The sequence below is a fragment of the Gemmobacter aquaticus genome (assembly GCF_007859075.1).
GTDB classification, from domain to species: domain Bacteria; phylum Pseudomonadota; class Alphaproteobacteria; order Rhodobacterales; family Rhodobacteraceae; genus Gemmobacter; species Gemmobacter aquaticus.
On record NZ_VOAK01000011.1, the window covers coordinates 115,795 to 131,584 of the forward strand.

The window sequence follows — 15,790 nt, forward strand, 5'->3', positions numbered from 1 at the left end:
GCGCGGGCTTCGTCCATGATGGCCCCGACGGGGAGAGGGAACGGAATGGCGCTGACCGGAATTGACGTTTCGCAAACGGCCTCGGCCGCGCGCATCGTGTTTGAGGCCTTGCGCAAGGCCATCGTGACGGGAGAGTTGAAGGACGGCGATCCGCTGCGGCAGGATGCGATTGCACAAGTCTTCAATACCAGCCGAATCCCGGTGCGCGAGGCGCTGGCGATGCTTGAACAACAGGGCCTCGTGCGGAACCAGCGCTACAAGGGTGCGGTCGTAACGGGCCTCTCCATCGAAGAGGCCGGCGAGATCTTTGAGTTCCGCTGCCTGGTCGAGGCACATGTGATGCGTGCCGCAGTGCCGCGCATGACGCCCGAGATTATCGCCACAGCGCATGCGATTTGCGAGGAATTCGCAGTCGAGCAAGACCCGATGCGGTGGGGTGATCTGAACCGGGCCTTTCACGGCACGCTTCTCGCGGCGAGCGGACTTCCGTTCCATGTGTCTACCCTCGACAGCGCGATGGACCGGCTTGACCGCTATCTTCGGGCACAACTGCTGCTCACCGATGGCCAGAACCGGGCAAATGGCGAACATCGGGCGATTCTCGCGGCTTGCGCGCGGGGCGATGCGGATGCTGCGGCAGAGCTTGCCGTGGCCCATGTGCGCGGCGCAAACGCTGCCTTGCGCGTGCATCTGGCGCGCATCAAGGCGGGCTTCGGCCAAAGCTGACGGCAAGGCCCCGGCGCATCTGCATCAGGCCTGTTCTCCGCCCGCGCACATCAGGACGGCCCAGAGCCTTGGCATCGGATGCGCGTCAGCCCCAATCCAGTTCCGAAGGGCCGCGAAGCGGCGATCGCATTTCCGGGCGTGGTTCTGCGCAATCACTGCGATACGGTGGTCGAGGAACAGGTTTCCGAAACGATCCAGCGGGGTGGCAAGATAGGCCTCGACCGCCGGTTCCATCCCCTTGGACGCAAATCCGGGTAGAACCTCCTCGGTGTAGATCTGGCGCAAGGTCTCGCCGTCGCGCCCGGCCATCGCCTCGCGCACCAGCGCCCTCGGTCGCGCCCCGAGCGTGGCGGGCGGCAGATGAAAGAGCGTTGCCGGAAAGCTTGTGGCCTGTCGGGGGGCGACAGGTCGACCGTCTGTGCCTGCCCGCCTGCGTCTGAGGTAAACGAGATCAACACCTTAACCGCTTCGCTGAAGATGCGCGCCGATCACCAGACGATCGATCATCGGCGCAGCCTGTGGTGTCAGGCCGTGCGCGGAATAAAGGTTCCCCGTCGGGCGCCACGATCTTGCGCACATTCCGCCGTCGGTGTGCTCGCCCAGAACGGCGATCCGCACGCGAATATTGCCGGGACGGCCCTCGGGGCGCGGGCGCTTGGCGTGCTCGAAACGGCTGGGTTCGACGCAGGCCAGGGCTTCCATCGTGCGCATCGACTACCCTTTGAATGTGACGGCTGTGCCGTGGCACGGCAAGGTGCTCACACCTTTCCGCTAGCTATGCTCTTTTCTATAGAGGATGGCTTTGGTCCATTCCTTTGCGAGGGGCGCAAGGGAAGACCATGGCATCAGCGTCAAGTTCCAGAGCAATCAGCTTGGTGGCCACAAGTCGCTGAAATGATGCAATGGGCCATGGCCGTGCCCCACATCCAGCCGGTCAGCGGCGGCGATTGCGGCAAGGGTGTAGTCGCGTGCCATGGAAGCCGCGATCTGCAGATCAGCCGACTGTGCCAGACGGGTGGCAAGCGCCGACGAAAGGGTGCAGCCGGTGCCGTGTGTGTTGCGGGTGGGCAGTCGCCGCCCTTCGAACCAGGCCTCTGCCGTGGGGGTGACCAACAGGTCGGGACTGTCGTTTCCGCCCAGATGCCCGCCCTTCAGATAGACCGCCCCACAGCCCGAGGCCAAAAGCGCGTGGGCTTGTGCCCGCATCTCGGACCGGGATGCGGCGTGGTCCATCTCCAGCAGGTCCGCCGACTCGGGCAGATTGGGGGTGATGATGGTGGCAAGGGGCAGAAGCTCGGCGCGCAATGCCTCTACCGCTTCGGCCAGCAGCAGCCGGTCACCCGCCTTGGCGACCATGACAGGGTCAAGCACGATGGGCGCATCAAGACCGCGCAGCGCGCCCGCCACGGCCGTGACCGTTTCGGCATTTCCCAGCATGCCGATCTTGACGGCATCGATGCGGATATCTTCGCGGATCGCGGTGATCTGTGCCGCGACGAAATCTGGCCGGATGAACTCGACCCCGGTAACTCCGATCGTGTTTTGCGCCGTAAGCGCAGTCAACGCCGCCATGGCATAGCCGCCATTGGCCGCAATTGCCTTGATGTCTGCCTGTATGCCCGCCCCGCCCGAGGGGTCAGAGCCGGCGATGGTCAGGATATTGCGGATCATGCCTGTTCCCGTCGCGGACAGTGCGGTTGAGCGGGGAAAAGGTGGTGTCCGAAAGCTCTCATGTTGCCTCCCGTGACGTGAGAGGCCGAAGACCGGTGGGCGTTAAGTCGATACCCCAGTACCGGTTCGCGGACTTCCTACGCCAGCATGATCTGGTTCAGGTTCAAAGGGTGCTTCTCAGCCCGCCGGATGCGGACGCCCCTGTCGCCACGGCACCTGATCACGGAGCCCCGCGCTTGTCCAGTCCGGGTCTGCCGGATTTGTCGAAGGCGCAGGGGTGGATCGCAGAATGGGCAAGTGCCCTGAAAATAATCATTACTGGCTGGGTGGCGCACGGCAATTGCGCGAACGGAAAATCTGTGCTTCCATCAGAGCATGTGCCAAACACGCAGTTTTTCGGCCGGAGTGCCGGGGCGTGACGCCTAAGCGTCACGGACGGTTTTCTGTTTCCGACGAAATGCTCCCAATGTGAAGGAAGGTGACCGATGGCAGAGCGCCCGGCCCCACCCAGCAAGGCAGAGGAACGCAACACATTCCTGTTTCTCGCGGTTTTCCTCGCCCCGGCGCTGGCCGTGGCGGGGGTGGGCTCCCTTGGGCTCGGGATCTGGATCTGGCAGATGATCTTCGGACCCCCGACGGGTTGAGGGGGGCATCCGATGGCACAGGACCACGCACCGTCGCGGCGGCAATTCCTGACCGCTCGCCCGAGCCGTCCCGCCGCCGAGTTCCGCCCACCCTGGACGGATGAGCGGTTGCTCGCCAGCCGTTGCACTGGCTGTGGTGATTGCATTGCCGCATGCGGGGAACGCATCCTTGAGCCCGGGCCGGGCGGCTTGCCGCGCGTGAGCTTCAATGGGGGCGAATGCACCTTTTGCGGGGCCTGCGCGGCGGCATGTGATGAAGGCGCATTCCTTGTGGATCTGGCCAAGCCGTGGCCGGTGACAGTCGTCATGGCGAACCCGTGCCTCTTGTCGGCAGGCATCGCCTGTGGGCTCTGCACCGATGCCTGCGCCCAAACGGCGCTGCGCCTTGACCTGAGCGTGCGTCCTGTGGGCGCCATCCACATCGACGCCGATGCCTGCACCGGCTGTGGCGCCTGCCTTTCGGCCTGCCCGAACCAAAGCCTTGCGCTGCATGACCCCAGACGGGGGGGCGCATGACGACCGAACTGCATATCGCAAGCCTTGTCGTGCGCATCGACCCGGCCCGCATGGCCGAGGTGCTGCCACGCCTGAATGCCCTCCCGCAAATTGAGGTCGCCCTTCACGACCCTTCGGGAAAACTGGTCCTGATGATGGAGACGACCGATGAGGCCGCCATCGCCGGGACCCTGACCCGCATCCAACTGATGGACGGCGTGGCCAGTGCCGCGCTGGTCTATCACCACAATCTTGAGCCCGATGAAGCCGCACAAACGGAAGGAAACGCGCGATGACCGATCTTACCCGGCGTGACGTGATCAAGGCGCAGGCGTTGATTGCCGCGGCAACGGCCGCTGGCCTGCCGATCCCGGCAGCCGCGCAGAACCTTGTAACCGAGGCGGACCTTACGCAGCTCACCTGGACCAAGGCTCCCTGCCGTTTCTGTGGCACCGGCTGCTCGATCATGGTCGCGACCAAGGCGGGCCGGGTTGTCGCCACCCACGGCGACAGCAAGTCCGAGGTCAATCGCGGCCTGAACTGCGTGAAGGGCTATTTCCTGTCGAAGATCATGTATGGCGAGGACCGTCTGACCACGCCCCTGCTGCGCAAGCGCGACGGCCAGTACCACAAGGATGGGACCTTCGAGCCGGTCACCTGGGACGAAGCCTTCGACATCATGGCCGAGAAATGGAAGAAAACCCTGGCCGAAAAAGGGCCCAAGGCCATCGGCATGTTCGGTTCCGGCCAGTGGACGGTCTGGGAGGGCTATGCCGCCGCCAAGCTGATGAAGGCAGGCTTCCGGTCGAACAACATCGACCCCAATGCGCGGCATTGCATGGCCAGTGCGGTTGCGGGCTTCATGCGCACCTTCGGCATCGACGAGCCGATGGGCTGCTATGACGATTTCGAGGCCGCCGACGCTTTTGTGCTGTGGGGCTCCAACATGGCCGAGATGCACCCGATCCTGTGGACGCGCGTCTCGGACCGCCGCTTCAGCCATCCGCATGTGAAGGTGGCGGTGCTGTCCACCTTTACGCACCGCAGCTTTGATCTGGCAGACATCCCGATCATCTTTACCCCGCAGACCGACCTCGCGATCCTCAACTACATCGCGAACTACATCATCCAGAACAACGCGGTGAATCAGGATTTCGTGGCGCAGCATGTGAACTTCAAGCGCGGCGTCACCGACATCGGCTATGGCCTGCGCCCAGAAGACCCGCGTGAGGCAAATGCCGCCAATACCGAAGACCCGAACGCGGCTGAGCCGATGAGCTTTGACGAGTTTGCGGCATTCGTGGCGGAGTACACGCTGGAAAAGACCGCCGCCCTTTCGGGGGTCCCGGCCTCGCGGCTTGAGGAGCTGGCGAAGCTCTATGCAGATCCGAACGTCAAGGTCATGTCGCTCTGGACCATGGGGTTCAACCAGCACACCCGCGGGGTCTGGGCGAACAACATGATCTACAACATCCACCTGCTGACCGGAAAAATCGCGACGCCCGGCAACTCGCCCTTCTCGCTGACGGGGCAGCCCTCAGCCTGCGGTACTGCCCGAGAGGTGGGGACCTTCTCGCACCGCCTGCCCGCCGACCTGGTGGTGACGAACCCCGAACACCGCGCCCATGCCGAAGAGCTGTGGAAGCTGCCGGCCGGCACGATCCCTGATTGGCTGGGCTCGCATGCCGTAAAGCAGAACCGTGACCTGAAGGACGGCAAGATCAACGTCTATTGGGTGCAGGTGAACAACAACATGCAGGCTGCCCCGAACATGATGCAGGAGGGGCTGCCAGGTTACCGTAACCCCGACAACTTCATCGTCGTGTCGGATGCCTATCCGACCGTCACCTGCGAGGCAGCGGACCTTGTCCTGCCCTCGGCCATGTGGGTGGAGAAAGAGGGCGCCTATGGCAATGCCGAACGGCGCACGCAGTTCTGGCATCAACTGGTCGATGCCCCCGGCGAGGCGCGGTCGGACCTGTGGCAAGTCGTGGAGTTCTCGAAACGCTTCACCACCGACGAGATTTGGCCGCCTGAACTGCTGGAGGCCAATCCCGACTACAAGGGCAAGACGCTGTTCGACGTGCTCTTTGCCAACGGTCAGGTGAACCGGTTCGGGCTCGAAGACATCAGCCCCGATCACAACAACCCGGAAGCACAGGATTTCGGCTTCTACATCCAGAAAGGCCTGTTCGAGGAATACGCCAGCTTCGGGCGCGGCCATGGCCACGATCTTGCGCCGTTCGACACCTATCACGAGGTGCGCGGCCTGCGCTGGCCCGTGGTCAATGGTCAGGAAACCCGCTGGCGCTTTAACGGCGAGCATGACCCCTATGTGGCCGAGGGCCGGGATTTCCAGTTCTACGGCAACAAGGACGGCCGGGCGAACATCTTCGCACTGCCCTATGAGCCTGCCGCAGAGTCACCCGACGAGGAATATCCGTTCTGGCTATCCACCGGCCGCGTGCTGGAGCACTGGCACTCGGGGTCGATGACGCAACGCGTGCCGGAACTCTATCGCGCGGTGCCAGATGCGCTGTGTTACATGCACCCCGACGATGCCCAGGCGATGAACCTGCGGCGGGGGTCAGAGGTGAAGATCATCTCGCGGCGCGGCGAGATGCGGGTGCGGGTGGAAACGCGCGGGCGCAACAAGCCTCCGCGCGGGTTGGTGTTCGTGCCGTGGTTCGACGCCCGCCGCCTGATCAACAAGGTGACGCTGGACGCCACCGACCCGATCTCGAAACAGGCGGATTTCAAGAAATGCGCCGTCCGCATCGAAGCCGTGTGAAGGGGGCCACGACCATGAAACGCATCCTTCTTGCCGCCAGCCTGATGCTCGCCGGAAGTCTGGCCCTTGCCGAGAACCAGCTGGGGGGCATTCGCCCCGTCACGCCGCTTGACGAGGAATCAGAGGCGAGGCAGATCCCGAATGTGGTCAATTCCGACGTCAGACAGGTGCGCAACTACCCCGACCAGCCACCGGTCATTCCGCACAAGATCGACAACTACCAGCTGGATCTGAACGCCAACAAATGCCTGACCTGCCACAGCCGCACCGCGGTAGAGGTGAGCCAGGCGCCGATGATCTCGGTCACGCATTTCATGGACCGCGAGGGGCAGACGCTCGCCTCGGTCAGCCCGCGCCGCTACTTCTGCACCCAATGCCATGTGGTCCAGCATGACGTGGAGCCCGTCGTGGTGAACGGGTTTGTCGATGTGGACCGCGTGCTCGATTTCATGCGCGGCAAGAAGGAGGGGGGGCAGTAATGCTGAACTTCCTCAAGCGGCTGTGGTTCATCATCCGGCAACCGGCCACCCATTACAGCCTTGGGTTCCTGACGATGGGCGGCTTCATCATGGGCATCATTTTCTGGGGTGGCTTCAACACCGCGCTGGAGGTGACAAATACCGAAGCCTTCTGCACCAGCTGCCACGAGATGCGCGACAACGTCTATCAGGAGCTGAAGCCTACGATCCACTACACCAACCGGTCCGGCGTGCGCGCGACCTGCCCGGATTGCCATGTGCCGCATGACTGGACCGACAAGATCGCCCGGAAAATGCAGGCCAGCAAAGAGGTCTGGGGCAAGATCTTCGGCACGATCAACACGCGCGAGAAGTTCCTCGAAAAGCGGCTGGAACTCGCCCAGCATGAATGGGCACGGCTAGAGGCGAATGACAGCCTGGAATGCCGCAACTGCCATTCGGCTGAATCGATGGACGTCACACGGCAAAGCAAGCGCGCGGCCGAGGCGCATGAACGCTTCCTCTTTACCGGCGAGCGGACATGCATCAATTGCCACAAGGGCATCGCCCACCACCTGCCCGACATGTCGCAGCAGGCCTTCGTTGAACCACTGACGCCCACCACTGGCCAGATCGCGCGCGGCCCGGTCAGATTGGCCGAGATCGAGGCCTATCTGCAGTCAGCCCGACCCTGATGGTGTCGCGCCGGGGTGAACCGGCGCGCATCAGACGATCCGCAGCACAGGCTGATCGGTCGGGTCCAGCACCCGCCCGACGGTTGCGGCCCCGGAAAATCCCTGCGCCTTGAAGATATCCAGCACCTGATCCACAGCCTCTGGGGCGCAGGCGACCAGCAGGCCGCCGCTCGTCTGCGGATCTGTCAGCAGCGCGCGGTCGACATGTGCGAAGCCATCGGGCAAGACGATTTCGGCACCGTAGCTCTCCCAATTGCGGCCAGAGGCGCCGGTGACGCGGCCTGCCTCTGCAAGATCGCGGGCCCCTGCCAGAAGCGGGACCCGGGGCCAGCGAATCTCCACATCGCAACCGGCGCCGCGCGCCATTTCCAGACCGTGTCCGCCAAGGCCAAAGCCGGTCACATCGGTCATCGCGTGAACGCCCGGCAATGCGGCGAGCGCCGCACCTGGCGTGTTCAGGCGCGTGACCGTATCGATCATCCGCCCGTAGCCTTGCGCGTCCAGATCGCCTGCCTTCAATGCGGCCGACAGGACGCCCACACCAAGCGGTTTGCCCAGCACTAGTGCGTCGCCGGGCCGTGCGCCGGCGTTTGTCTTGATCTGATCGGGATGCACCAGACCCAGGACCACCAGCCCATAGATCGGCTCGACCGAGTCGATGGTGTGCCCGCCCGCAATCGGAATACCGGCCGACGCGCAGACCTCGGCGCCGCCGGCAAGGATCGAGGCGATGGTCGTCTCGGACAAAACCTTGACCGGCATGCCCACCAGCGCCAGCGCCATGATCGGCCGCCCTCCCATGGCATAGACGTCACTGATCGCATTGGTCGCGGCGATGCGCCCGAAATCGCGCGGATCATCGACGATCGGCATGAAGAAGTCGGTGGTCGCAACAAGCGCCTGTGTGTCGTTCAGCCGCCAGACGGCCGCGTCATCGGCTGTCGCGGTGCCCACCAGCAGCTCTGGCGGAACCGGCAGGGCAGGGGCTTGCGCCAGCAGGCGTGAGAGCACGCCGGGGGCAATCTTGCAGCCACAGCCGCCGCCATGCGACAGCGAGGTCAGGCGGGGTTCGGTCTGGGTCATCCGTTGGCTCCGTTCAAAGTGGCAAAGGGCGGATCGTCAGGCTTGAAACCAGCCCTTGTAGGTGTCGCGCAGCACGTTCTTTTGCACCTTGCCCATGGTGTTGCGCGGCAGGCTTTCAACCACCACGGCGGCCTTGGGCTGCTTGAATCTGGCCAGCTTGTCGCGGATCACCTCAAGCACGGCGCCAGCATCGAGCGTGCGTCCCTTCTGTGGCACCAGAACGGCCAGCACCGCCTCGCCGAAATCAGGGTGGGGCACGCCGATCACAGCGCTTTCCAGAACGCCCGGCACCTCGTCGAGCAGCAGTTCAACCTCTTTCGGATAGACGTTGAACCCGCCCGAGATCACCAGATCCTTGGCACGGCCCACGATGGTCACATATCCGTCGGCATCAACGAACCCCACATCGCCGGTGATGAACCAGCCATCCTCGCGCAGTTCCTCACGCGTCTTTTCGGGCATCTGCCAGTATCCCTTGAAGACGTTGGGGCCGCGCACCTCGATGACCCCCACCTCTCCCTGCGCCACCTCGGCGCCCTCGGCCATGATGCGCAACTCGACCCCCGGCAGGGGCAGACCCACGGTGCCCGCACGTCGGTCACCCTCATAGGGGTTGGAGGTGTTCATATTGGTTTCGGTCATGCCGTAGCGTTCGAGGATGCGATGGCCCGTGCGCTCTTCAAAGCTGCGGTGGGTTTCCGCAAGCAGGGGGGCCGAGCCCGAAACAAGGAGCCGCATCCCCGCCACCAGATCGCGGGTGAGCCGCGCATCGTCCAGAAGGCGGGTATAGAAGGTAGGCACGCCCATCATCGTCGTGGCCTGCGGCAGGGCGCGGATCACGGCCTCAAGATCAAAGCCCGGCAGGAAGATCATCTGCCCGCCAGTCAGCAGGCTGATGTTCGAGGCGACAAACAGGCCGTGTGTGTGAAAGATCGGCAGCGCGTGCAGCAGTACATCCCGCGCGTCAAAGCGCCAGAGGTCTGCCAGCACCTCGGCGTTGGACAGAAGGTTGCGATGCGTCAGCATCGCGCCCTTCGACCGGCCCGTTGTGCCCGAGGTGTAGAGGATCGCCGCAATGTCATCCGGGCCGCGATCCGCGGGTGTGATCGTGCCCGGCTGGCCAGCCGCCGCATCCGTCAGGCTGCCTGATCCATCGCCATTCAGCGTCAGCACTTGCGCGTGGTTTTTCGATGCCACCCCGGCCAGTTCAATTTGGCGAGCGCCGTCACAGAGGAAGATCCGGGGGGTGGCGTTGCCAAGGAAATAGTCCACCTCGTCGGCGGTATAGGCCGTATTCAGCGGCAGGAAGATCGCGCCCAGTGCCACCGCTGCGCCATAGACCGCCAGCGCCTCAGGGCTTTTTGCGACCTGCGCGGCGATGCGGTCACCGGGGGTCAGACCATGCGCGCGCAGGGCATGCGCCTGACGCGCGACCAGCGCAACGAACGCCTTCCCGCTGATCGATCCTCCGTCAGCCAGATTCAGGAATGGGCCCGTGCGGTCTGCGAGCGGGGCGAAGAGCGAGTCAAACAGCAAGTTGGGCATTTCTGGCACCTTTTCCACGGATACTGGGCAATTCCTGCCATGAAAGCTCATTGTCCCTCAACTGGTAACGGGCTGGTAAGACATGCGGCCTATACGCTTCAAAATGCCCCGAAACGGTGCGCCATGCGACTCGACACTGCCGCATTTTCGCCCCGCTTGAAGGACAACCTGAACATGTAGCCAAGAAGAGGGGATCCTCCGATGACGTTCCTGAAAACGCTGATCGCACGTCTCAACAAGTCGTCGGTCGAAGCCGGCCCGAAGGCCGAAGTCGAAGACATCTTCACCGCCCGCCTGCGCAAGATGCAGGGGCGTCAGCGTCAGGCTGCGCAGACCACGCCGTTCAAAAGCTCACGGCAACAGCAGGCAGCTTGAGTTCGGCGATCAAGTCCCGAACCTCTTGCCGCGCGGCAATGTTTGACATGTTCAACTGATCGACGCCGGTATCTTTAAGGTCCAGCAGGGTCAGGCCGCGCGGAAACAATTCGCGAAAGATCACGCGCTCGGTAAAACCGGGCGCCACGCGAAAGCCGATGCGGCGGGACAATTCCTCCAGCGCGGCCCCCACCTTTTTCTTGTTGTGCATCTGCTGGGCACCAAGGCGGTTGCGCAGGACGATCCAGTCGATGGGCTTGAGCCCGGCCTGCGCCCGCAGTTGCCGCGCGCTCCACACCATTTCGGAATAGATTGAGGGGCCCTTTACCTTGTTGGTTTCCGGATCGATCCGGGCCAGAAGGTCAAAGTCCACGAAACTGTCGTTCAGCGGCGTGATCAGCGTGTCGGCGAGGCTGTGCGCCACCTGGCTGAGCCGGGTGTGCGAGCCGGGGCAGTCGATCACGATAAAGTCGCTGACCGGCTCCAGCGCCGAGACGGCCGCCGAGAGGCGCGCATCAAAAGCGTTCTCGCCGGGCTGCAGGGTTGCCGGATCCACTTCGGGCAGTTCGCGGTAATCGGGGGAGGGCAGGTCTTTCCCGGCCTTCGCCATCCAGGCGCGACGGTTCTCGACATAACGGCCAAAGCTGCGCTGCCGCAAGTCAAGATCCAGCGCGCCGACGCGGTGCCCCATGCGGGCCAGCGCGGTTGCGACATGCATGCAGGTGGTCGATTTGCCCGATCCACCCTTCTCGTTGCCGACAACGATGATATGCGCCATGCCTGATGTCCCCGGATGCCTTGTCTTCTGGCCTTCATAAGCGGCGATCCGCGCAGAGGGAAGCCGGAACGCGCGGGTCGGCGCGTGCCGTGGCGATCAGGCGGGGGTGTGGCGCCTAGCTTCCGCAAAAGCGGCGGCGGGCTTCCTGCTCCATGTCGAGCCGCAGCTGCAGGTCGGCCAGTTTCGCCGTTTCCCGCCTGCGGGCTTCGTCGCCATTGGTCTTGCGCAGGATTTCGGTCTGCGCCTCGATCGCCTTGCGCAGGGCGATTTCGCGCGGCACCACGCCTGCTTCGGCCATGATCCGAAAACCGACAGCATCCGTGCTGCCATCGCCGCTAAGGTCCAACGGCTTGCCCGCGCCCTTGAGGTTGTCGAACTGGCCCTCGGCCTGCGCCTTCCGGATCTGTCGTTCGGAAAGTTCAGAGAACTTCATTGCCAGCCTCCCCGGCTGTTGGGAATGCAAGGAGAGCCTAGCAGGGATCGCAAAGTTTGTCCTCTGTCGCGCAAAGAAAAAGCCCCGCCGGTGGCGGGGCTTTCCTCGAACCTTGTGGTTTGGATCAGAAACCCAGACCAGCGTATTTGTTCTTGAACTTCGACACGCGGCCGCCGGTGTCCATCAGCTTGGCGGTCTGGCCGGTCCAGGCGGGATGCGAAAGCGGATCGATGTCGAGCGACAGCGTGTCGCCTTCCTTGCCCCAGGTGGTGCGGGTGCGGAAGGTGGTGCCGTCGGTCATCTTCACTTCGACGAAGTGATAATCGGGGTGGATGCCTTGTTTCATGGCGCCAGTCCTCACACAGCTTTTTCTTTGTAGTTGGTGACTTCCGCGATACGGGCCGATTTGCCGCGACGCGAGCGGAGGTAGTACAGCTTGGCGCGACGGACGCGGCCACGACGGACGACCTCGATCGAATCGATGTTGGTCGAATACAGCGGGAACACACGCTCCACGCCTTCGCCGAAGGAAATCTTGCGCACGGTGAACGAGGCCGAGATGGTCGCGCCGCCCTTGCGGCTGATGCAGACGCCTTCATAGGCCTGCACGCGCGAACGGGTGCCTTCGGTCACTTTGTAGCCAACGCGAATGGTGTCGCCGGCCTTGAAGTCGGGAATGTTCTTGCCAAGCGCAGCGATCTGCTCGGCTTCCAGTTGTGCGATCAGGTTCATCGCCAGTCTCCTGTCTGCCTGCGGTGTTCCGCAGAGGTGATGTCGTCTCAGAGCTTCTGGTCTTCAACCGGGTCCGCGCCGGATGCGCGCCCGCCAGAGATGAACCGACGTTTTTCGAGGCCTCTTTCCTTCGTCATCGGCCCGACGAAGAAAACCGGGCGCAAAACAAAGGGAATCGGGTCCAGATGGCCATAGCCCCGGACAGGCGGCGTATAGGCGCAGCGGCGGTCCCGGTCAAGGGGCCGCCGCCGTGTTGACGGTTATGGACGTGCCGGCACGTTCAACCCGCGCTGTACCGCCGGGCGGGCGAGGAAGCGGTCGACATAGGCGGGCAGGTTGCTCAGATCAGCCCAGCCGACCTGATCGCCCGCCTTGTAGCGATTGATCAGGTTGTTAAGCCAGGGCGCAATCGCCATGTCGGCGATCGAATAGTCGCCCGCGATCCAGTCCTGCCCGGCCAGTGCGTTGTCGAGCACCTTCAATAGACGCGCGCTTTCGGCCCGGTAGCGTTCTTTCGGGCGCTGATCTTCGATCTCCTTGCCCGCAAAGACGTGGAAGTAGCCGAGCTGCCCCAGCATCGGGCCAAGACCACCCATCTGGAACATCAACCACTGAAGCACCTGATAGCGGTTCTCTTGCGGCAGAAAGCGGCCAGTCTTCTCGGCAAGGTAGATCAGGATCGCCCCGCTTTCGAACAGGGGCAGCGCCTTGCCGCCCGGGCCGTTCGGATCGATCATCGCCGGGATCTTGTTGTTGGGGTTCAGGCTCAGAAACTCGGGCGTGAACTGGTCATCCTTCGAGATGTCAACCAGATGAGCCTCGTAAGGCAGACCCATCTCCTCAAGTGCCACCGAGACCTTCACGCCGTTCGGCGTCGGCAGCGAGTAGAGCTGGATCACATCAGGCCGTGTGGCCGGCCAGCGATGGGTGATGGGATGGGTGGACAGGTCGAACATGCGCGAACTCCGGTTCTGTATCCTTGAAAGCTAGTTGCGTTTTCCCCGTCACAAAAGGTGCTGATATGTGCGATAGTGACTCCGCGTCTGTGCACGCATGGGCGGTGGACTTCCGCGGCAGACGGTGCCCCCGCCAATGGGACATGTTAAAAGGAAGTCTAAATGCTGAATGAATTCAAGGCGTTTATCGCCAGGGGGAATGTTGTTGATCTGGCGGTCGGTATCATCATCGGCGCGTCATTCACGGCGATTGTCAACTCGCTGGTGGCTGATCTGGTGAACCCGCTGATCGGCGTGGTGACCGGCGGTATCGACTTTTCGAACCTCTTCATCAATCTGGGTGAGGGCGACTTCACCTCTCTGGCCGCCGCCCGTGCGGCTGGCGCGCCGGTCTTTGCCTATGGGTCTTTCATTACCGCAGTGATCAACTTCCTGATCATCGCCTGGGTGGTGTTCCTGCTGGTGAAGGCGGTCAACAAACTGCAGGAGACCCTGAAGAAGAAGGAAGAGGCTGCCGCAGCTGCCGCTGGTCCGACCGAACTGGATGTCCTGAAGGAAATCCGTGACGCCCTGAAGAAGTGATCTGAAGCCGGATGTAGAAAAGGCCCCCGAGACGTTCGGGGGCCTTTGTCTTTTCGGGGGTGCTGCTGTCAGAGTTGCAGCGCATCCGCCGCCGCAATGGTCGGCAGACCAAGGGCTGCGCCGACGGCTGCGTAGGTCAGTTTGCCGCGATGGGTGTTGAGCCCCGCCAGCAGATGCTTGTCCTCGGCGCAGGCGCGTTTCCAGCCTTTGTCGGCCAGCGCCAGCATGAAGGGCATGGTCGCATTGCCAAGCGCGAGCGTCGAGGTGCGGGCCACCGCGCCCGGCATGTTCGCCACGCAGTAATGCATGATGCCGTCAACCTCGTAGACCGGGTCCTGGTGGGTGGTCGCGCGCGAGGTCTCGAAACAGCCGCCCTGATCGATCGCCACATCAACCAAGGCCGCGCCGGGCTTCAACTCTGCCAGTTGCGCCCGGCTGATCAGCTTGGGTGCAGCCGCGCCGGGAATCAGCACGGCACCGATGATCATGTCAGCCTCGCGGGCAAGCGCGATGGTGTTGCCGGCGCTGGCATAGGCGTTCTTGAAGTCGCGCCCGAAGACGTCATCCAGATAGCGCAGACGGTTGATCGAGCGGTCGATCACGGTGACATCGGCGCCCATGCCGGCTGCGACCTTGGCCGCATGCGTGCCGACCACGCCGCCGCCGATCACCAGAACCTTGGCCGGTGCCACGCCTGGCACGCCGCCCAGCAGTACACCGCGACCACCATTGGCCTTCTGCAGCGTCCAAGCGCCGACCTGCGGAGCCAGGCGGCCCGCGACTTCGGACATCGGCGCAAGCAGCGGCAGGCCGCCGCGATCATCGGTCACCGTTTCATAGGCAATCGCCGTCACGCCCGAATCGAGCAGATCACGCGTCTGCTCCGGATCGGGGGCAAGGTGCAGATAGGTGAACAGCACCTGACCTTCGCGCAGGCGCTTGCGCTCTACCGCCTGCGGCTCCTTGACCTTGACGATCATCTCGGCGGTCTCAAACACCTCTTCGGCGGTGCCGAGGATCTTGGCGCCCGCCGCGACATAGTCATCATCAGAAAAACCCGCGCCAGCGCCGGCACGGGTTTCAACGAATACCTGATGGCCATGACCAGTGGCCTCTCGCACCGCGTCGGGGGTCATCCCGACGCGAAATTCCTGCGGTTTGATTTCTTTCGGGCATCCGATCTTCATGTCTCTCTCCCTTGCGGCCGCGGCTTTCTTGCGCGGCTTGTGAGACCAGCCTGAGGCAGAATCGATGGCAGCTTTTCGATTTCTGTGGCGGTGCTGTGGCGCTGAATGGTAGAAATCACCAAAGAAGCGCAACTTGTTCGAAGATTTCATCGCCGCAATGCAGCTAGACGCAACAGACCGCCGTATCCTTACCGTGTTGCAGAAGCATGGCCGTATCACCAATGCCGAACTGTCGGAACAGGTGAACCTGTCCGCATCCGCCTGCCACCGACGCGTTCAGCGTCTGGAAGAAGAGGGGTTCATCGCAGGCTACGTCGCCCTGCTGGACCCGCGCCGCCTTGGTCGGCAGACGACGGTCTTTGTCGAGATCACTCTGCAGGGGCAGGCGGATGAACTGCTCGACGCCTTTGAACGCGAGGTCGCGCGCGTGCCTGATGTTCTTGAATGTCATCTGATGGCGGGCAGTGCCGACTATCTGCTGAAGGTCATGGCCGAGAATACCGAGGACTTTGCGCGCATCCACCGTCAGTACCTGAGTCGTCTGCCCGGTGTCGCGCAGATGCAAAGCTCTTTCGCGCTGCGTACTGTCGTCAAGACGACTGCGCTGCAGGTCTGACCAAAGAAAAACCCCCGACCGGA

21 protein-coding genes and 1 riboswitch are annotated in these 15,790 nt (G+C 63.2%); of the genes, 10 read left to right on the plus strand and 11 right to left on the minus strand.

All coding sequences use genetic code 11. The features are described 5' to 3' along the window. Window positions 1–45: 45 nt before the first annotated feature. Window positions 46–726, plus strand: a complete 681-nt coding sequence (locus tag FQU74_RS02560) for a GntR family transcriptional regulator (protein ID WP_146284873.1) — start codon at window positions 46–48, stop codon at window positions 724–726. Window positions 727–750: 24 nt separating this feature from the next. On the opposite strand, the gene FQU74_RS02565 is transcribed toward FQU74_RS02560, so the two are convergent. The 3 genes from FQU74_RS02565 to thiD form a co-directional block, all read right to left on the minus strand. Further along, window positions 751–1,047, minus strand: a complete 297-nt coding sequence (locus FQU74_RS02565; protein ID WP_146284874.1) for a hypothetical protein — start codon at window positions 1,045–1,047, stop codon at window positions 751–753. A 138-nt stretch (window positions 1,048–1,185) separates the two neighbouring features. Next, window positions 1,186–1,437 (minus strand): hypothetical protein, encoded by a 252-nt coding sequence (locus FQU74_RS02570; RefSeq protein WP_146284875.1) that lies wholly within the window; start codon window positions 1,435–1,437, stop codon window positions 1,186–1,188. 156 nt (window positions 1,438–1,593) lie between these two features. After that, complete coding sequence (gene thiD, locus FQU74_RS02575; RefSeq protein WP_146284876.1) at window positions 1,594–2,397, minus strand: bifunctional hydroxymethylpyrimidine kinase/phosphomethylpyrimidine kinase; 804 nt, start codon at window positions 2,395–2,397, stop codon at window positions 1,594–1,596. A gap of 116 nt (window positions 2,398–2,513) precedes the next feature. Beyond that, window positions 2,514–2,610, minus strand: a riboswitch (TPP riboswitch). Between the two features lie 272 nt (window positions 2,611–2,882). On the opposite strand from thiD, the gene FQU74_RS02580 reads away from it, so the two are divergent. From FQU74_RS02580 to FQU74_RS02605, 6 genes are read left to right on the plus strand one after another with little or no spacing between them, the layout of a single operon-like run. Beyond that, window positions 2,883–3,041: a periplasmic nitrate reductase, NapE protein gene (locus tag FQU74_RS02580; RefSeq protein WP_146284877.1), complete on the plus strand. Its 159-nt coding sequence runs from the start codon at window positions 2,883–2,885 to the stop codon at window positions 3,039–3,041. 12 nt (window positions 3,042–3,053) lie between these two features. After that, window positions 3,054–3,557, plus strand: a complete 504-nt coding sequence (locus tag FQU74_RS02585; RefSeq protein ID WP_146284878.1) for a ferredoxin-type protein NapF — start codon at window positions 3,054–3,056, stop codon at window positions 3,555–3,557. After that, entirely contained in the window at window positions 3,554–3,832 is a 279-nt protein-coding gene (locus tag FQU74_RS02590) for a chaperone NapD (RefSeq protein WP_146284879.1), read from the plus strand. The genes FQU74_RS02585 and FQU74_RS02590 overlap by 4 nt, the downstream gene beginning before the upstream one ends. Next, window positions 3,829–6,327, plus strand: coding sequence for a periplasmic nitrate reductase subunit alpha (gene napA / locus FQU74_RS02595; RefSeq protein ID WP_146284880.1), 2,499 nt, complete (start codon window positions 3,829–3,831; stop codon window positions 6,325–6,327). The genes FQU74_RS02590 and napA overlap by 4 nt, the downstream gene beginning before the upstream one ends. 14 nt (window positions 6,328–6,341) lie before the next feature. Further along, window positions 6,342–6,806, plus strand: coding sequence for a nitrate reductase cytochrome c-type subunit (locus tag FQU74_RS02600; protein WP_146284881.1), 465 nt, complete (start codon window positions 6,342–6,344; stop codon window positions 6,804–6,806). Further along, on the plus strand, window positions 6,806–7,480 hold the full coding sequence (locus FQU74_RS02605; RefSeq protein ID WP_146284882.1) for a cytochrome c3 family protein: 675 nt from the start codon (window positions 6,806–6,808) through the stop codon (window positions 7,478–7,480). The genes FQU74_RS02600 and FQU74_RS02605 overlap by 1 nt, the downstream gene beginning before the upstream one ends. Window positions 7,481–7,510: 30 nt before the next feature. Here the strand turns inward: FQU74_RS02605 and selD are convergent, their stop codons facing one another. Both selD and FQU74_RS02615 read right to left on the minus strand, forming a co-directional pair. Then, window positions 7,511–8,563, minus strand: coding sequence for a selenide, water dikinase SelD (selD, locus tag FQU74_RS02610; protein WP_146284883.1), 1,053 nt, complete (start codon window positions 8,561–8,563; stop codon window positions 7,511–7,513). Between the two features lie 36 nt (window positions 8,564–8,599). Further along, window positions 8,600–10,108: a malonate--CoA ligase gene (locus FQU74_RS02615; RefSeq protein ID WP_146284884.1), complete on the minus strand. Its 1,509-nt coding sequence runs from the start codon at window positions 10,106–10,108 to the stop codon at window positions 8,600–8,602. A gap of 201 nt (window positions 10,109–10,309) precedes the next feature. On the opposite strand from FQU74_RS02615, the gene FQU74_RS19220 reads away from it, so the two are divergent. Then, on the plus strand, window positions 10,310–10,483 hold the full coding sequence (locus tag FQU74_RS19220; protein WP_158635518.1) for a hypothetical protein: 174 nt from the start codon (window positions 10,310–10,312) through the stop codon (window positions 10,481–10,483). On the opposite strand, the gene FQU74_RS02620 is transcribed toward FQU74_RS19220, so the two are convergent. The 5 genes from FQU74_RS02620 to FQU74_RS02640 form a co-directional block, all read right to left on the minus strand. Further along, a complete protein-coding gene (locus tag FQU74_RS02620; protein WP_146284885.1) occupies window positions 10,452–11,261 on the minus strand; it encodes a division plane positioning ATPase MipZ in 810 nt (269 codons plus the stop codon). The two genes, FQU74_RS19220 and FQU74_RS02620, sit on opposite strands and share 32 nt — an antisense overlap. Before the next feature lie 115 nt (window positions 11,262–11,376). Then, the gene (locus FQU74_RS02625) at window positions 11,377–11,694 is read right to left on the minus strand and encodes a DnaJ family domain-containing protein (RefSeq protein WP_146284886.1); all 318 of its coding nucleotides are present in this window, start codon (window positions 11,692–11,694) and stop codon (window positions 11,377–11,379) included. A 124-nt stretch (window positions 11,695–11,818) separates the two neighbouring features. Continuing rightward, window positions 11,819–12,040 carry a 50S ribosomal protein L31 gene (rpmE, locus tag FQU74_RS02630; protein WP_146284887.1) on the minus strand — a complete coding sequence of 74 codons (222 nt, stop codon included), beginning with the start codon at window positions 12,038–12,040 and terminating at the stop codon, window positions 11,819–11,821. Window positions 12,041–12,051: 11 nt separating this feature from the next. Further along, window positions 12,052–12,426 (minus strand): 50S ribosomal protein L19, encoded by a 375-nt coding sequence (gene rplS / locus FQU74_RS02635; RefSeq protein ID WP_146284888.1) that lies wholly within the window; start codon window positions 12,424–12,426, stop codon window positions 12,052–12,054. Between the two features lie 260 nt (window positions 12,427–12,686). Then, the gene (locus tag FQU74_RS02640) at window positions 12,687–13,382 is read right to left on the minus strand and encodes a glutathione S-transferase N-terminal domain-containing protein (RefSeq protein WP_146284889.1); all 696 of its coding nucleotides are present in this window, start codon (window positions 13,380–13,382) and stop codon (window positions 12,687–12,689) included. 162 nt (window positions 13,383–13,544) lie between these two features. On the opposite strand from FQU74_RS02640, the gene mscL reads away from it, so the two are divergent. Next, complete coding sequence (mscL, locus tag FQU74_RS02645; protein WP_146284890.1) at window positions 13,545–13,964, plus strand: large conductance mechanosensitive channel protein MscL; 420 nt, start codon at window positions 13,545–13,547, stop codon at window positions 13,962–13,964. A gap of 68 nt (window positions 13,965–14,032) precedes the next feature. Here mscL and ald read toward each other — a convergent pair whose 3' ends face one another. Next, a complete protein-coding gene (ald, locus tag FQU74_RS02650; RefSeq protein WP_146284891.1) occupies window positions 14,033–15,151 on the minus strand; it encodes an alanine dehydrogenase in 1,119 nt (372 codons plus the stop codon). A 157-nt stretch (window positions 15,152–15,308) separates the two neighbouring features. On the opposite strand from ald, the gene FQU74_RS02655 reads away from it, so the two are divergent. Next, window positions 15,309–15,767: an Lrp/AsnC family transcriptional regulator gene (locus FQU74_RS02655; protein WP_146286177.1), complete on the plus strand. Its 459-nt coding sequence runs from the start codon at window positions 15,309–15,311 to the stop codon at window positions 15,765–15,767. Window positions 15,768–15,790: the final 23 nt, after the last annotated feature.

Coding starts and splice junctions, on each gene's coding strand:
- FQU74_RS02560 (WP_146284873.1), top strand. CDS start 46: ATGGCGCTGACCGGAATTGACGTTTCGCAAACGGCCTCGGCCGCGCGC.
- FQU74_RS02570 (WP_146284875.1), bottom strand. CDS start 1,437: ATGCGCACGATGGAAGCCCTGGCCTGCGTCGAACCCAGCCGTTTCGAG.
- thiD (WP_146284876.1), bottom strand. CDS start 2,397: ATGATCCGCAATATCCTGACCATCGCCGGCTCTGACCCCTCGGGCGGG.
- FQU74_RS02580 (WP_146284877.1), top strand. CDS start 2,883: ATGGCAGAGCGCCCGGCCCCACCCAGCAAGGCAGAGGAACGCAACACA.
- FQU74_RS02585 (WP_146284878.1), top strand. CDS start 3,054: ATGGCACAGGACCACGCACCGTCGCGGCGGCAATTCCTGACCGCTCGC.
- FQU74_RS02590 (WP_146284879.1), top strand. CDS start 3,554: ATGACGACCGAACTGCATATCGCAAGCCTTGTCGTGCGCATCGACCCG.
- napA (WP_146284880.1), top strand. CDS start 3,829: ATGACCGATCTTACCCGGCGTGACGTGATCAAGGCGCAGGCGTTGATT.
- FQU74_RS02600 (WP_146284881.1), top strand. CDS start 6,342: ATGAAACGCATCCTTCTTGCCGCCAGCCTGATGCTCGCCGGAAGTCTG.
- FQU74_RS02605 (WP_146284882.1), top strand. CDS start 6,806: ATGCTGAACTTCCTCAAGCGGCTGTGGTTCATCATCCGGCAACCGGCC.
- selD (WP_146284883.1), bottom strand. CDS start 8,563: ATGACCCAGACCGAACCCCGCCTGACCTCGCTGTCGCATGGCGGCGGC.
- FQU74_RS02615 (WP_146284884.1), bottom strand. CDS start 10,108: ATGCCCAACTTGCTGTTTGACTCGCTCTTCGCCCCGCTCGCAGACCGC.
- FQU74_RS19220 (WP_158635518.1), top strand. CDS start 10,310: ATGACGTTCCTGAAAACGCTGATCGCACGTCTCAACAAGTCGTCGGTC.
- FQU74_RS02620 (WP_146284885.1), bottom strand. CDS start 11,261: ATGGCGCATATCATCGTTGTCGGCAACGAGAAGGGTGGATCGGGCAAA.
- FQU74_RS02625 (WP_146284886.1), bottom strand. CDS start 11,694: ATGAAGTTCTCTGAACTTTCCGAACGACAGATCCGGAAGGCGCAGGCC.
- rpmE (WP_146284887.1), bottom strand. CDS start 12,040: ATGAAACAAGGCATCCACCCCGATTATCACTTCGTCGAAGTGAAGATG.
- rplS (WP_146284888.1), bottom strand. CDS start 12,426: ATGAACCTGATCGCACAACTGGAAGCCGAGCAGATCGCTGCGCTTGGC.
- FQU74_RS02640 (WP_146284889.1), bottom strand. CDS start 13,382: ATGTTCGACCTGTCCACCCATCCCATCACCCATCGCTGGCCGGCCACA.
- mscL (WP_146284890.1), top strand. CDS start 13,545: ATGCTGAATGAATTCAAGGCGTTTATCGCCAGGGGGAATGTTGTTGAT.
- ald (WP_146284891.1), bottom strand. CDS start 15,151: ATGAAGATCGGATGCCCGAAAGAAATCAAACCGCAGGAATTTCGCGTC.
- FQU74_RS02655 (WP_146286177.1), top strand. CDS start 15,309: ATGCAGCTAGACGCAACAGACCGCCGTATCCTTACCGTGTTGCAGAAG.